We start from the raw sequence: 13,382 nt of genomic DNA on the forward strand, positions 1-13,382 counted from the left end.
TTTTAAATTTGATCTGTGCCAAATAATGTACGGGTGATTTGATATTTACCGAAGAGGTTATGAGTGATTTTTTATTAGCGAATGTTTTATTAGTCAATCTTATATTAGATAGAGTTAAATTAGGTTTTCTTTAATTATTAGCGGTTTATGTTTTTGGTATATTGAGTCGAAATTAATTAGGAAATAGATTGATAAATAGACTGAGATGCATCAGGTTTACATTTTTGGGGATGATTTGGGATGTTTTCGAATCATTGCGGACGTTTATGGAGGTTTGCCCATCAAAGCCACTCGCTTTGGCTTGCAGTGTTTGATGGGCAAGTGTTTCAACTAATGGTTATTCATTGCTAACTTACCAAGCTTCATCGCAGCAGCATGGTGGCGGTGCATCAGTTGCTCCATGTCTACGCCAATCACAGCACCATCGTTAACTCGCCATTTTCCGGCTACCATCACTTTATCCGCTTGTTGAGCGCCACAAAGTAATAATGCAGCCAGTGGATCGTGGCTGCCAGAAAAACGAATGTCGTCGAGTTTGAACATTGCGATGTCAGCTTGTTTACCAACTTCCAACGTCCCGAAGTCCGTTCTGCCCATTGCGCGTGCCGAGCCTGATGTCGCCCAACGCAGTGCGTCGAAGTGTGAAACATTGGCAGAGCCATATTGCAGGCGCTGTAAGTACATCGCCATGCGCACTTCGGCAATCATATTGGAGCCGTCGTTGGAAGCTGAACCATCAACACCTAGCCCAACTTTTACGCCAGCGGCTTCCAAGTCGTTGTTCTTACAAATACCGGAAGCCAACATCATGTTGGACGTTGGGCAGTGGCTGATACCGATTCCCGCTTTACCCAAACGCTTGATCTCTTCTGGATTAAAGTGGATACCATGAGCGAGCCAAGTGCGTTCATTCAGCCAACCCACATTTTCTAGGTAATCGACAGGGCGCAAGCCAAACTTCTCAATACAGAAATCCTCTTCATCCAAGGTTTCACACAGGTGCGTGTGCATCATGACGTTTTCGCGTTCACTGATCTTGGCAGTCTCTTTCATTAGATCAGTGGTGACTGAGAACGGCGAACAAGGCGCGAGTGCGATTTGAATCATCGCCCCTTCATCACGCTGGTGGTAATCACGAATCAAGCGTTGGCTGTCATCAATGATGGTCTGTTCGGTTTGAATGGTGTGTCGTGGAGGTAGCCCACCTTCATCTTCCCCAAGGCTCATGGAGCCGCGCGTGAATATCGCTCTCACGCCTAGTTTCTCTGCGGCCTCGACTTGTAAATCAATCGCGTGCTCTAGCCCGTTAGGTATCAAGTAATGATGGTCTGATGCTGTCGTACAACCTGACATCATTAGCTCAACCAGCGCCAGTTCAGTGGCAAGGCTCATCATCTCAGCATCGAGGTTGGCCCAAACTGGGTAGAGGCTTTGTAGCCAATGGAAGAGTTCTTTATTGAGTGCGCCCGGGTAGGCTCGCGTTAGGGTTTGATAGAAGTGGTGGTGCGCATTGATAAGCCCAGGAGTCACAACATGACGAGAGGCGTCGACGCTGTAATCTACGGGTAAGGTCGGTTCTTTGTGTTTGCCAACCAATTCAATGATTTTATTACCTTTAATGACAATGCCGCCTTCTGCGTCAGCCAGTGAGCTAGTGTAGATTGCGAGAGGATTCTTAATCCAGATGGTTTCCATTCATAGTAGTCCTTAGCCATCTCAGCCTTTTCAGGGAAGAGGGTCTTTATTGGTATGTGTAGTGAAAGATAATGTGAATCAGGGGCGATGAAACATTCAGTGTTTTCGTTACGCCCGTGATTCTACGGAAATCGGTTTACGCTCGTTAGCGATCCATCTAGTTCGCTTTGGGTTCAGGGTTTTCTGATGTCGCTTGAACGTCTGCTTCTGTGCTTTGTTGGTGACTCTCAAATTTCTCGTTTGAGTGCAGTTCTTCTTCAGCTTGTTCTTTCATTTCTAGCTCAACTTGCGCTTGGCTGTCGGCTAACGCTTCTTGTTCTTCTGCGCGTGAAGATTTAGGCAATACAAGGTTAAGAACAACCGTCATGATGGTGCCAGTCGTAATGCCAGAGTGCAGGAAGTTCGCTAAATCGTGTGGCAAGTGTTGCAGCAATCTTGGCTCGAAGGTAACGGCCAAACCAGATGCCAAACCTACACAGATTACCAAGGCATTTCGCTTGGTGTCTGCGGCCTTGATCAACATGCGGATACCCGCGTAGGCAATCATTCCGAACATCACAAAGCCGACGCCGCCTAATACGGGTTTTGGAATCGTGACGGCAATAGCGGCCAATTTCGGGAATAAACCACCTAAAATTAGCAAACCACCTGTTGCAGCCACTACATAGCGACTTGCCACACCAGTGATGCCAACAATACCAACGTTTTGGCTAAATGATGCTAGTGGCATTGCTGTGAGTATGGAAGAAAGCGTGCTACCAAGGCCATCGCCTAGCAGTCCACGTTTTAGATCTTTACCACTGACTTGGGTTTGGCAGTTGTTGCCCAGTGCCATGAAGTCACCGGTTGCTTCGGCGATAACTACGATGTACACCAAGCTCATGCTGATGATGGCACTGGCAGAAAAGGTAAAGCCGTATTTGAAAGGTTCAGGACCACCGACCCAAGCGGCTGAACTGATTTGCTCAAGGTCGACCATGCCGAGCGACAGCGCCACAATGTAACCGCCAGCTAGGCCAATCACGATAGCGGAGGCCGCAACCGCGCCTTTACAGTAAACCGATACGCCAATCACGATCCCCAAAGAGACCAGTGCGAGAAACAGTTTTGGTAGCGTGGCGAATTGTTCCGTGTTGGCAGGAGAATCTCCAACCCAGTTCATGGCAACGGGTAAAATGGTTAAGCCGATTAGGGTAACCACCACACCACTTACCACGGTCGGGAACAGCTTGCGAACCTTATCCATGTAGAAGCTGGCACCAATGACCACGAATGAACCGATCAGTGCTGAGCCCATAATGGCGGCGACACCACCTTCGTTACCGATCGAAATAGCCACACCTAAAAAGGCAAAGCTCGACCCCATAACAACGGGTAATCGGATGCCAACAGGACCAAAACCAAGACATTGCGCGACAGTCACAATACCTGATGCTAATAGCGCCGCATTGATCAGTGAGACGATCTCTGTGTTGGGTAGGCCGATAGAGGCACCGACAATAAGAGGGACAGCGACGATGCCACCAATCGAGGCGAGCATTTGCTGTAAAGCGAGTAGAAGGGTTAGCCCATGAGGCGGTCTTTCATTAAGGGTGTACAGAAGTTTCATTTGATATTCCTCTGCCTGCGTTTCCGTTTACAGGCGATTGGCGGTCAAATAATGACTTCTACAAACTGCGTAGGGTCATAAAAAAGGTGCACGGAATCGGTAGGGGTTATGCTCTCTCGTCATCAATGCAATTAGCTTTCTTAAAAATCATGTTGTTGCTTGGCTTGCGAACGAGCCAAGCAACGCTGTGAGCAATCAAGAAGCGACTGCTCAGGAGCTATAGGGTTAACCGATGAATACTAGCTTGGCGATGAAGATAGCCGCTAGGAAGTACATCGAAATTGAGATGTCTTTTGTTTTGCCTGTCGCCAATTTCAGCACAGTGTAGGTAATGAAACCCAGTGCGATACCATTGGCGATAGAGAAGGTCAGTGGCATCATCAGAGCAGTAATCGCTGCTGGAGCGCCGTTGGTAAAGTCTTTCCAGTCGACGTGCTGCATGCTGCTCATCATCACGAACGCCACGTAAATCAACGCGCCAGAGGTTGCGTAAGCGGGGATCATGCCTGCAAGTGGCGATAGAAAAATCGCCGCTAAGAACAACACGCCAACCACAATTGCAGATAGGCCAGTTCGCGCACCTGCTGCAACGCCTGCGGCACTTTCTACGTAACTGGTGACTGGCGGACAACCCACACACGCACCTGCCACACTTGAGATACTGTCGGCTTTCAGCGCTTTGCTTAGTCCTTCGATCTTGCCTGTCTCAGGGTTCGTCAGATTTGCACGCTCAGCCACGCCCATCAAAGTACCTGCGGTATCGAACATGTTGACGAAAAGGAAAGCCAAGATAACGCTGATCATTGAAACATCGAGAGCGCCCATAATGTCCATTTTTAGGAATGTAGGCGCTAAGCTTGGTGGAGCCGCGAAGAAGCCGTTGTAATGCACTAAGCCAAGCATCATGCCGACCAGAGTCACACTCAAAATTCCGATTAACACGGCACCAAATATTTTACGCTCACTGAGTACCGCGATGATCAAGAAGGCGATAGCGGCCAGTAGAGCTTCAGGTTTAGTAAAATCCCCTAAAGAAACCAAAGTCGCTGGATTTTCGACGACGATGCCCGCTGTTTTAAGGCCAATTAGACCTAAGAATAGGCCAACACCCGCTGTCATGGCATAACGCAGACTCACCGGAATACTTTCGATTATCCATTGGCGAACCTTGTAGAAACTCATCCCGACGAACAAGATGCCGGAGATAAACACTGCACCCAACGCCACTTCCCAGCTGTAGCCCATTTCGCTTACTACCGTGAATGAGAAGAAGGCATTCAAGCCCATGCCCGGTGCAAGGCCGACAGGCCAGTTCGCAAATAGTCCCATTAACAAACAACCGATCGCAGCACCAATACAGGTTGCGACGAATACCGCCCCTGCATCCATGCCTGACGCAGCCATAATTTGTGGGTTAACGAAGATGATGTAAGCCATAGTGGCGAAGGTAGTCACACCCCCCATTAATTCATCTTTCACGCTGCTTCCGTGGGCCTTAATTTTAAAGAGTTTCTCTAAAATTCCGTTATTCGCGTCTTGGTTGAGTATTTCTGTTTTACTCTCACTCATGTCAGCAAGTCCTTTTATGTTGTGATCCATTTATTGAATACAGCGAGATTTCAATATTAAGTTTTAAGGTTTTTTCCTAGCCGTTATTTCTTTAGTTATCTGTTGTTTAGTCATCAACTATCTAACTAATAACGTTGTTAGTATTTTTATATGAGCGTGTTTAGTGAGTGCACACCCTTTGGGATGTACACGTTAATCTGTTTATTATTCGACGGTTGAGCTTAGTTCGAAGTTCTAGGTCACGAGACTAACTACCCCGATAGGTTGAGAAACTGTAAGGTGAGACGAGAAGAGGAACGTGATAATGCGCTTCTGGATCATCTAGACCAAAGCGAATAACAACATCGTCTAGGAAAGGCACGCCATCCAATTCCACACCCTTGCTTTTGTAGTAATCCGCTACGTAAAACACCAATTGATATTTCCCCGGTTGGAAATCATTCCCTGCCAGAATCGGCGCATCGGTTCGGCCATCGGAGTTAGTGATCACCGTCGCCAGCTTTTCTGTTGAGTCTTCATTGACCTTATAAAGATCTACTTTGATCTCTGTGCCCGGTAAGCCGTGAGTCGTGTCTAATACGTGTGTTGTTAATCTTCCCATAGTCCTTTAATAGCGCTTTTGGCGCTCCTCTGTTCCGTGGTTTATCTGTCTGTTTCGACCTTGCAAAGAGTGCAACTGGTCACTTTGTTATCACTAACTATGTACGAACTGTACACAATTAGTAAAGAGAATTGTTGGAAAAATGTTAACCATTGTATCGTTTTTTCTGAATTTATAGATCTTGATTATCGTTTTTTTGCGAGTATTGGTTTTGTTAAGTTGTTGTTTTTAAATGGTAATGATGCTCAAATTTAACTTGAATAACAAAATCTTTACATTGAGATAAATAATTGTATACAATAAATATACAGAGGTAAGGTTGCTCGGTTTTGAAATAACCAACAGCGGAATCACCAATAGAAGAATCATATTGATGAACCAGCTAAACAGCGGCTAAGCCAACCACTTATGTTAGGAGTACTTGGATGAATAAGGATTATTCAAGAAATTTGATCGGTTACGGAGCGAATCCTCCGAACCCTCAATGGCCAGGTAATGCGCGCGTCGCGGTTTCTTTTGTATTGAACTATGAAGAGGGCGGTGAGCGTTGTTTGTTACATGGAGACGACGAATCTGAAGCCTTTCTCTCAGAGATCCCGTCAGCACAACCGATCAAAGGCGAACGTCACATCAGCATGGAATCCATCTATGAATATGGTAGCCGAGCGGGTGTGTGGCGTGTTCTTCGCTTGTTCGATGAATATGAAATTCCACTGACTGTGTTTGCGGTCGCTATGGCCATTGAGCGTCACCCAGACGTAGCCAAAGCCATGGTCGAAGCGGGTCACGAAATCTGTAGTCACGGTTATCGTTGGATTGACTATCAATACATTGATGAGTCAGAAGAGCGCGACCACATGACCAAAGCGATTGAGATCATCCAACAAGTGACGGGTCAGCGCCCACAAGGTTGGTACACAGGTCGAACGGGTCCAAATACGCGTCGCTTGGTAGCAGAAGAGGGCGGTTTTCTTTATGACTCGGATGCCTACGATGATGACCTGCCTTATTGGCACACCGAAACTGGTTATCCGCAACTGGTGATCCCATACACTCTCGATGTAAACGACATGCGTTTTTCAACCGCGCAAGGCTTCAACTCGGGTGAGCAGTTCTTCCAGTATCTGAAAGACACGTTTGACACCCTTTATATGGAAGGTGAAACCGCACCGAAAATGATGTCGGTTGGGCTTCACTGTCGTTTGATTGGTCGCCCCGGTCGTATTGCTGCATTAAGACGTTTCTTAGATTACGTCAAAGAGCACGACAGTGTGTGGTTGTGTCGTCGAATCGATATCGCCAACCACTGGCACCAACATCATCCATATCAACCAAATAACGCTATTCATCAACCGCAAAAGTAGCAGTGAAGCAAGGAGGCTTAACGTGACTGAATTTCGATCATGCCAACCAACAACCATGGACCGCGATACCTTTGTCGCGCACTTTGCTGATGTCTACGAACACAGCCCGTGGGTTGCAGAACTGGTGTATGACCAAGGTTTGAATGCCGAAGACGACCATATCGAGAATCTTCATCTGAAAATGGCATCGACCTTGTTAAATGCAGACCAAGGCAAACAGTTGGCTTTGATCAACGCTCACCCGGATTTAGCCGGTCGAGCAGCAGTAAACGGCGAACTCACCGAGTCGTCGACCAAAGAACAAGCGGGGGCGGGCATCGACCAGTGCAACGCCGAAGAATTTGAAAAATTCACTTCTTACAACAACAGCTACAAAAGTCGCTTCAATTTCCCTTTTATCATGGCGGTGAAGGGAGCCAATCGTTACCAAATTCTTGAGTCGTTCGAGATGCGATTAGGAAATGATAGTGAAACTGAGTTTGCTACGGCGATTCAAGAGATCAACAAGATCGCGATGTTTCGTCTCTGGGATATGTAAGTTAACGGAGTTAACAGCTATCTCAGCCCAGTCTTAGTGAGCCAAGAGCTTTGTTTATCAGAGCGCTGCTTATTAGAGCTTGATTTATCGAAGGCTTGTTTATCAAAGCCTTATTGAATAAAGCATAAGCCACTAAGTTCTCATTTTATTATTACTTGATTAATTGGATAGGATTACACGGACATGACCCAAACATTTGAACAATTCATAAACCTTGCAGATGAAAAACTCGGCGCAGAAGCTATCTTCGCAACAGACGATTTTTTCGCCGATAAAAGCCGTCTACTCAGCCACGCAGCGCCAGAGTGGAAAGACGACTTATACGACGATAACGGCAAGTGGATGGACGGTTGGGAAAGCAGACGTAAACGTGGTGAAGGTTATGACTACTGTGTCGTTCGCCTTGGCCTAGCTGGCACCATTGCTGGCGTTGATATTGATACCTCATTCTTCACAGGTAACTTCCCACCTTCGGCATCAATTGACGCGTGTTATTCACCACAAGGTGAGCCAACTGACTCAACAGAGTGGCAAGAAATTCTGCCTTCAATGGCACTACAAGGTGATCATCATCATCTTGAGGCGATTGAAAGCGACCAAGTATTTACGCACCTACGTTTGAACATCTATCCAGATGGTGGTGTTGCACGCCTACGTGTTTACGGCCGACCAAGCGTGGATTGGGACGCAATAGATTCTCAGCAACAAGTCGACCTAGCAGCCGTTGAACACGGTGGTCGAGCACTGGCATGTAGCGATGAGCACTACGGCAACAAAGCCAACATCTTAGGTCCAGGCCGCGGTGAAAACATGGGTGATGGCTGGGAAACAGCTCGTCGTCGTACACCGGGTAACGACTGGGTTATCGTGGCACTAGGCCACCCAGGCAACATCGAACGTATCGTAGTGGATACTGCTCATTTCAAAGGTAACTACCCAGACAGCTGCTCAATTCAAGCGGCTTACGTGAAAGGCGGTACCGACGACCAAGTAGAAACACAAAGCCTATTCTGGCGTGAACTGTTGCCTGCACAAAAGCTGCAAGCGCACGAGATTCACGAATTCATTTCTGAGGTAAACGACCTTGGTGCGATTACCCACGTACGTGCAAACATATTCCCAGATGGCGGTATCAGCCGTTTGCGTCTGTTTGGTACGAAGGCGAAATAGGTAAGGAAATCAGATATGAGTAATGGAATACGTCGTTTATCCATCGAACCGTTAACCAAGCAGGCTTTTGCAGAGTTTGGCGATGTTATCGAGTCCGATAATAGTGATTTCTTCATGATCAACAGTGGATCAACACGTCGCTACCACAAGCTAGCGACAACGGATGTGCAAGACCAAGACGGAGAAGCGATCATCAGCATCTTCCAAGCCACACCGTTGAGCTACCCACTGACCATCAAAATGTTAGAGCGTCATCCACTTGGCTCTCAGGCATTCATTCCATTACTTGGTCAACCCTATTTAATTGTTGTTGCGCCAAAAGGCGATGATCCAACATTAGCCAATAGCCGAGCTTTCTTGAGCAACGGCCGTCAAGGAGTGAACTATCACAAAGGGGTGTGGCACCACCCAGTTCTTGCGCTTACTGATCAAGACCAGTTCTTGATCGTCGATAGAGGCGGCGAAGGGCACAATTGTGATGAAGTTTATTTCGACAGCGATCGAGTGGCATTGCATTTGGACGATCTGCCAACGGACGACAGTAAGGAAGAGCAACGCTTAGCTAAAGCGTTGTGATACAGGAGTTTATTATGGATCCGCATATTACAGAATGGTTGAATTTAGCAATACGCTGGGCTCACATGATTGTTGGTGTTGCGTGGATAGGCGCATCATTTTACTTTGTTTGGTTAGAGAACAACCTTAACCGAGTAAACCCAAAAACGGGCCTTTCAGGCGACTTATGGGCAATTCACGGCGGTGGTATTTATCACCTAGAGAAGTACAAACTTGCGCCACCAGAAATGCCAGAGCACCTGCACTGGTTCAAATGGGAAGCCTACTTCACGTGGATCACCGGTGTGTGCCTATTGGGTGTGGTTTACTACCTTAACGCTGAAATCTACCTGATTGCACCGGGCTCTGGCCTAGATTCAACAACCGCAATCGCGATTGGTATTGGTTCATTCGTTGCTGGTTGGTTTATCTACGATTTACTGTGTGACTCACCATTAGGTAAAACCCCCGTGTTGCTTGGCGTTGTGCTGTTTGTGTTACTCGTTGCTGCGACATATGGCCTAACTCAAGTATTCAGTGGCCGTGGTGCTTACATCCACGTGGGAGCCATCATCGGTACTATCATGGTGGGTAACGTATTCCGCGTTATCATGCCTGCACAGCGTAACTTGGTGAAAGCGATTGAAGAGAAGCGAGAGCCGGATCCGGCATTGCCAGCGAAGGGTTTACTGCGTTCTCGTCACAACAACTACATGACACTGCCAGTGCTGTTCATCATGATCAGTAACCACTTCCCAAGCACTTATGGCTCGGAATACAACTGGCTGATTCTTGCTGGCTTAGCGATCTTCAGTATCTTGGTGCGTCACTATTTCAATACACGCCATGGTAGTCAGAAGTTTGCATGGACTGTGCCAGTAGCGGCATTGGGTATGATTACTCTCGCGTTTGTTACCTCACCTTACGCGAAAAAACAGATGACTCCGGTTGTGCAAGCTCCAGTGGTACAAGAAGCACCTGTGAGCACGACGGAATCGACGACTGAAGAGATCGCTTCGAGCAACACGGCTTCAACGGCGACTGACTCTCAAACAGTGCCTGCTGACCATGCCATGCCAACGGCGAGTGCAGGTGTCAGCTTTGAAACCATCAACAAGGTCATTCAAGAGCGCTGTTCTGTGTGTCACTCATCAACCCCTAGCCACGCTGCTTTTGCTGCTGCGCCAGGTGGTGTGATGTTTGATACTCCAGAAGAGATTAAAGCCAACGTACCAAGAATTGTTGCTCAAACCGTAACAACCAAGGTGATGCCGCTTGGCAATATGACGCAAATGACTGATGAAGAACGCGCACTCATCGGCACTTGGGTAGAGCAAGGCGCGACGCTTCAATAACCGTACTTTGCAATAACAGTACTCAGCATCCTTTACCTAAGAGCATGAGTCTTAGGTGAGGCTTGGGGAGAGTTTGGTTTACGGGCACGCGCCAAACTCATCCCACCCTGTTTCCCCGGTTCCTATAACCGGGGCTTTTTGTTTTTGGACAAATGGAATAAATTGCTAACTTCACGTAACTAAAGTTGAAGTGAGCTGATTGAAACATAAGTTAATGAAATTGCAGATATTAAGTAATGGGCATTCAAGCCTTGTATTTCTTGTGTTATTTGAGGTTTTACGCTGGCGACTAATAGTACCAATGCCATTGGTAGCATCGCTGCTGATTGAGCATGCACAATAAGAGTATCTAGTTCTAACCCTTTAAATGAGAAGTCATTAAGCCAAAGTAGGCGAGTACAAGCTGTGCAAGCACAACTAATCGAACTTATGTGAACAACGCTACTCAATTCCATGTTTACCTTTACTAAGAATATACAAGTCAATATTGATAGGTTTTACCTATTGATATCAATCAATAATACCATTTAACTTTAAGATATGTCTATTGAAGCTTGAGGTTTGATAGTTAAAACCTATCAATATTAGCTGGAATGTTTATAGGAAGTGTTCTTAACGAGTGTTATTCCTCACTGAAAAATGACCTTCAATTATTTCGCCTTAAAGGTTCGGGAGATGTTTTAAGCAAACTGTCTTGTATAAGGTTCTTGATATGAACATCTACCCATGGCATTTTTAGTCCAAATTGACTTTAGTTAGGACAAAAAATGGAAGACTTAATAGTCGCGTATTTTAGGGCACTGAGCTCATTCTTTAGGTATCTGTTTCAGTCGATATTGATTGAGTTCATTGGTTATGGAGCTGGCTGGATAGTTTGTAAAGTATTCACATTAGGGCGCTTCCCCCCATTAATTCCAACTGAAAAAGAGCGAACCAGAATCTCTTATATCGGAGCTATTAGCATCGTGTTGCTTCTGTTAGCAATTGGTGTCTTCAATAGTATGTGAGATGGAGTGAGGATATATGAAATTTTACCCCGCGGAGCAATACCAAGCAGCTTGCCACGAGCTGTTTGTCCGATACGAACGTGAAATCAAAAAGCTAATCCCTAACGCGAGAATTGAGCATGTAGGCGCATCTTCTATTCCATCTGCAGTGTCTAAGGGCGATTTGGATATCTTCATAGGTGTTGATCTCGGCGAGCTTGAGGATGCTATAGAGAGACTCACAACACTCGGCTTTAAAGAGAAACTCGATACGTTAAGAACACCCGAACTGTGTATGTTGGAATCTACATCCGCTGATGATGTGGCGTTGCAAGTGGTCGCTAACGGTTCTGAGTTCGAATGCTTTCTGGCATTTCGTGACAAGCTACGTGCGAATCCGGCATTGGTGGAGCAATACAACACCCTCAAAATGTCTTGTGAAGGTTGGCCACAAGATGAATACCGCGAAAAGAAGTCGACTTTTATCGAGCATGTGTTGGCTCTGAAATAGTCAGCAGTCCTACCCCCTTTGTCTCCAATCTATAAACCCTAGTTAAACCACTAGACGTACGTTTTCTAGTTCTCACTATCTAAAGGCTTTCACCTCGTAACGTCTCCTGTTCATTAGAGGTGATTACAAAAAATAGATCCTCTAACCATTTGATTAAAGTTGCATGTAAGTGATTAAGTTCATACAGAACAATGGTTTAGTTCTATTTAACTGATTTTTTGAATTTTAACCACCCATTATGCAACGTAGCTCACACATCTGCATGCAAGTTTAAAACCAAACCATTTGCATATGTTATGTTTTTCGCGTTTTTATAAAGTCTTGGTTATTACATGAAAAATAAGGTATTTCTTTGCTCTGCTCTTCTTCTCGCATTATCTGGGTGTGCTTCTGTGCCAACAGTCGATTCTTCAGTTTCTGATCAAGCGAAAACGTTCCCTGCTCCTAAAGAAGGTAATACAGGCATCTATATCTATCGTGAAGATACTTTTGTCGGTGGCGCGCTCAAAAAGTACGTATATGTAGATGGAGAATGCGTAGGTGAAACGGCTCCAGGTGTGTTCTTTTATCACGAGGTCAAAGGAAACGAAGAGCATGTCGTCAGTACGGAATCTGAATTTTCTGAAAATCACGTCTCCCTTTTTACTGCAGAAGGTCGGAATTACTTCGTTAACCAATACATTAAAATGGGCGTTTTTGTCGGTGGTGCAGGTGTTGAGTTAGTCGATGAAGAAGTAGGGAAAGCTGAAGTACGCAAAGTCGCAATGGCTGAAAGCGGTAACTGCCCTTCTATATAGTGATTCAATCTAATTCAAGATGACGTCAGAGCTTCGAGTTTCTGACGTTTTTTAATTTATAGGTACTTTGACGTTAGGAAAGGACATGTCTGAAGTAATAGTAAACACCCCTGCAATTGTACTCGCGTCTCGATGGTCTCGTTTATGGGCATCTATCATTGATGTTTTCGTGTGTGCGATTTTCATTGTTCCTGTTTTCCTATATGGAGGTATGTACGATAAATTGCTTTCCAGTGAAACCATTGAGCTAACAGAACAAGTTGCTCTGACTGTTTATGGTTGGGTGGTTTACTTTTTGTGCCAAGGGTACTTACTTCACAAGAAGGGGCAGACAATTGGTAAAAATCTAATGGATATTGCGATTGTCGATATGGAAGGTAAACAAATAGGTTTGCTAAACATAGTGGGTAAACGAATCATTCCTATGGTGGCTGTAGCTTACATACCTTTTATTGGTCCATTTATACCGACGTTAGATTATCTGTTTGTTTTTCGCAAAGACAAACGCTGCTTACATGACTTAATCGCTGGCACTCAAGTTGTCATTGTTTCAAAGAAAAGTTCAGATAGCGACAACTCTGAAATTGGTGTAAATACAACCGAAGTGCATATTTCGGAGAATTCCGATCAGT

Annotated in this window: 13 protein-coding genes; 9 read left to right on the forward strand and 4 right to left on the reverse strand. The window is 45.7% G+C overall.

Features of this window, described 5'->3' with window-relative positions:
• Positions 1–330: 330 nt before the first annotated feature.
• The 4 genes from A142_RS05305 to uraH form a co-directional block, all read right to left on the reverse strand.
• Positions 331–1,695: an 8-oxoguanine deaminase gene (locus A142_RS05305; RefSeq protein WP_019824595.1), complete on the reverse strand. Its 1,365-nt coding sequence runs from the start codon at positions 1,693–1,695 to the stop codon at positions 331–333.
• A 157-nt stretch (positions 1,696–1,852) separates the two neighbouring features.
• Complete coding sequence (locus tag A142_RS05310) at positions 1,853–3,304, reverse strand: nucleobase:cation symporter-2 family protein (protein WP_019824596.1); 1,452 nt, start codon at positions 3,302–3,304, stop codon at positions 1,853–1,855.
• 225 nt (positions 3,305–3,529) lie between these two features.
• Positions 3,530–4,873: an NCS2 family permease gene (locus tag A142_RS05315; protein WP_019824597.1), complete on the reverse strand. Its 1,344-nt coding sequence runs from the start codon at positions 4,871–4,873 to the stop codon at positions 3,530–3,532.
• 247 nt (positions 4,874–5,120) lie between these two features.
• The gene (gene uraH / locus A142_RS05320; protein WP_019824598.1) at positions 5,121–5,474 is read right to left on the reverse strand and encodes a hydroxyisourate hydrolase; all 354 of its coding nucleotides are present in this window, start codon (positions 5,472–5,474) and stop codon (positions 5,121–5,123) included.
• A gap of 425 nt (positions 5,475–5,899) precedes the next feature.
• Between uraH and puuE the strand changes: the two genes are divergently transcribed.
• The 9 genes from puuE to A142_RS05370 form a co-directional block, all read left to right on the forward strand.
• Positions 5,900–6,838 (forward strand): allantoinase PuuE, encoded by a 939-nt coding sequence (gene puuE / locus A142_RS05325; protein ID WP_019824600.1) that lies wholly within the window; start codon positions 5,900–5,902, stop codon positions 6,836–6,838.
• Positions 6,839–6,860: 22 nt separating this feature from the next.
• Complete coding sequence (uraD, locus tag A142_RS05330) at positions 6,861–7,376, forward strand: 2-oxo-4-hydroxy-4-carboxy-5-ureidoimidazoline decarboxylase (protein WP_019824601.1); 516 nt, start codon at positions 6,861–6,863, stop codon at positions 7,374–7,376.
• Positions 7,377–7,559: 183 nt separating this feature from the next.
• On the forward strand, positions 7,560–8,546 hold the full coding sequence (gene alc, locus A142_RS05335; protein ID WP_019824602.1) for an allantoicase: 987 nt from the start codon (positions 7,560–7,562) through the stop codon (positions 8,544–8,546).
• A 15-nt stretch (positions 8,547–8,561) separates the two neighbouring features.
• Complete coding sequence (locus A142_RS05340; protein WP_019824603.1) at positions 8,562–9,122, forward strand: ureidoglycolate lyase; 561 nt, start codon at positions 8,562–8,564, stop codon at positions 9,120–9,122.
• Between the two features lie 14 nt (positions 9,123–9,136).
• A complete protein-coding gene (locus A142_RS05345) occupies positions 9,137–10,456 on the forward strand; it encodes a urate hydroxylase PuuD (RefSeq protein WP_019824604.1) in 1,320 nt (439 codons plus the stop codon).
• Positions 10,457–11,223: 767 nt separating this feature from the next.
• Complete coding sequence (locus A142_RS05355; protein WP_019824606.1) at positions 11,224–11,463, forward strand: hypothetical protein; 240 nt, start codon at positions 11,224–11,226, stop codon at positions 11,461–11,463.
• A gap of 16 nt (positions 11,464–11,479) precedes the next feature.
• Positions 11,480–11,953, forward strand: a complete 474-nt coding sequence (locus tag A142_RS05360) for a GrpB family protein (protein WP_019824607.1) — start codon at positions 11,480–11,482, stop codon at positions 11,951–11,953.
• Between the two features lie 332 nt (positions 11,954–12,285).
• On the forward strand, positions 12,286–12,750 hold the full coding sequence (locus tag A142_RS05365) for a DUF2846 domain-containing protein (protein ID WP_017105042.1): 465 nt from the start codon (positions 12,286–12,288) through the stop codon (positions 12,748–12,750).
• A gap of 85 nt (positions 12,751–12,835) precedes the next feature.
• Positions 12,836–13,382, forward strand: a 547-nt coding sequence (locus A142_RS05370) for an RDD family protein (protein WP_019824608.1), incomplete at its 3' end; no start/stop codon positions are given.

This window comes from Vibrio splendidus 12E03, assembly GCF_000272105.2.
Classification (GTDB): Bacteria; Pseudomonadota; Gammaproteobacteria; order Enterobacterales; family Vibrionaceae; genus Vibrio; species Vibrio splendidus_I.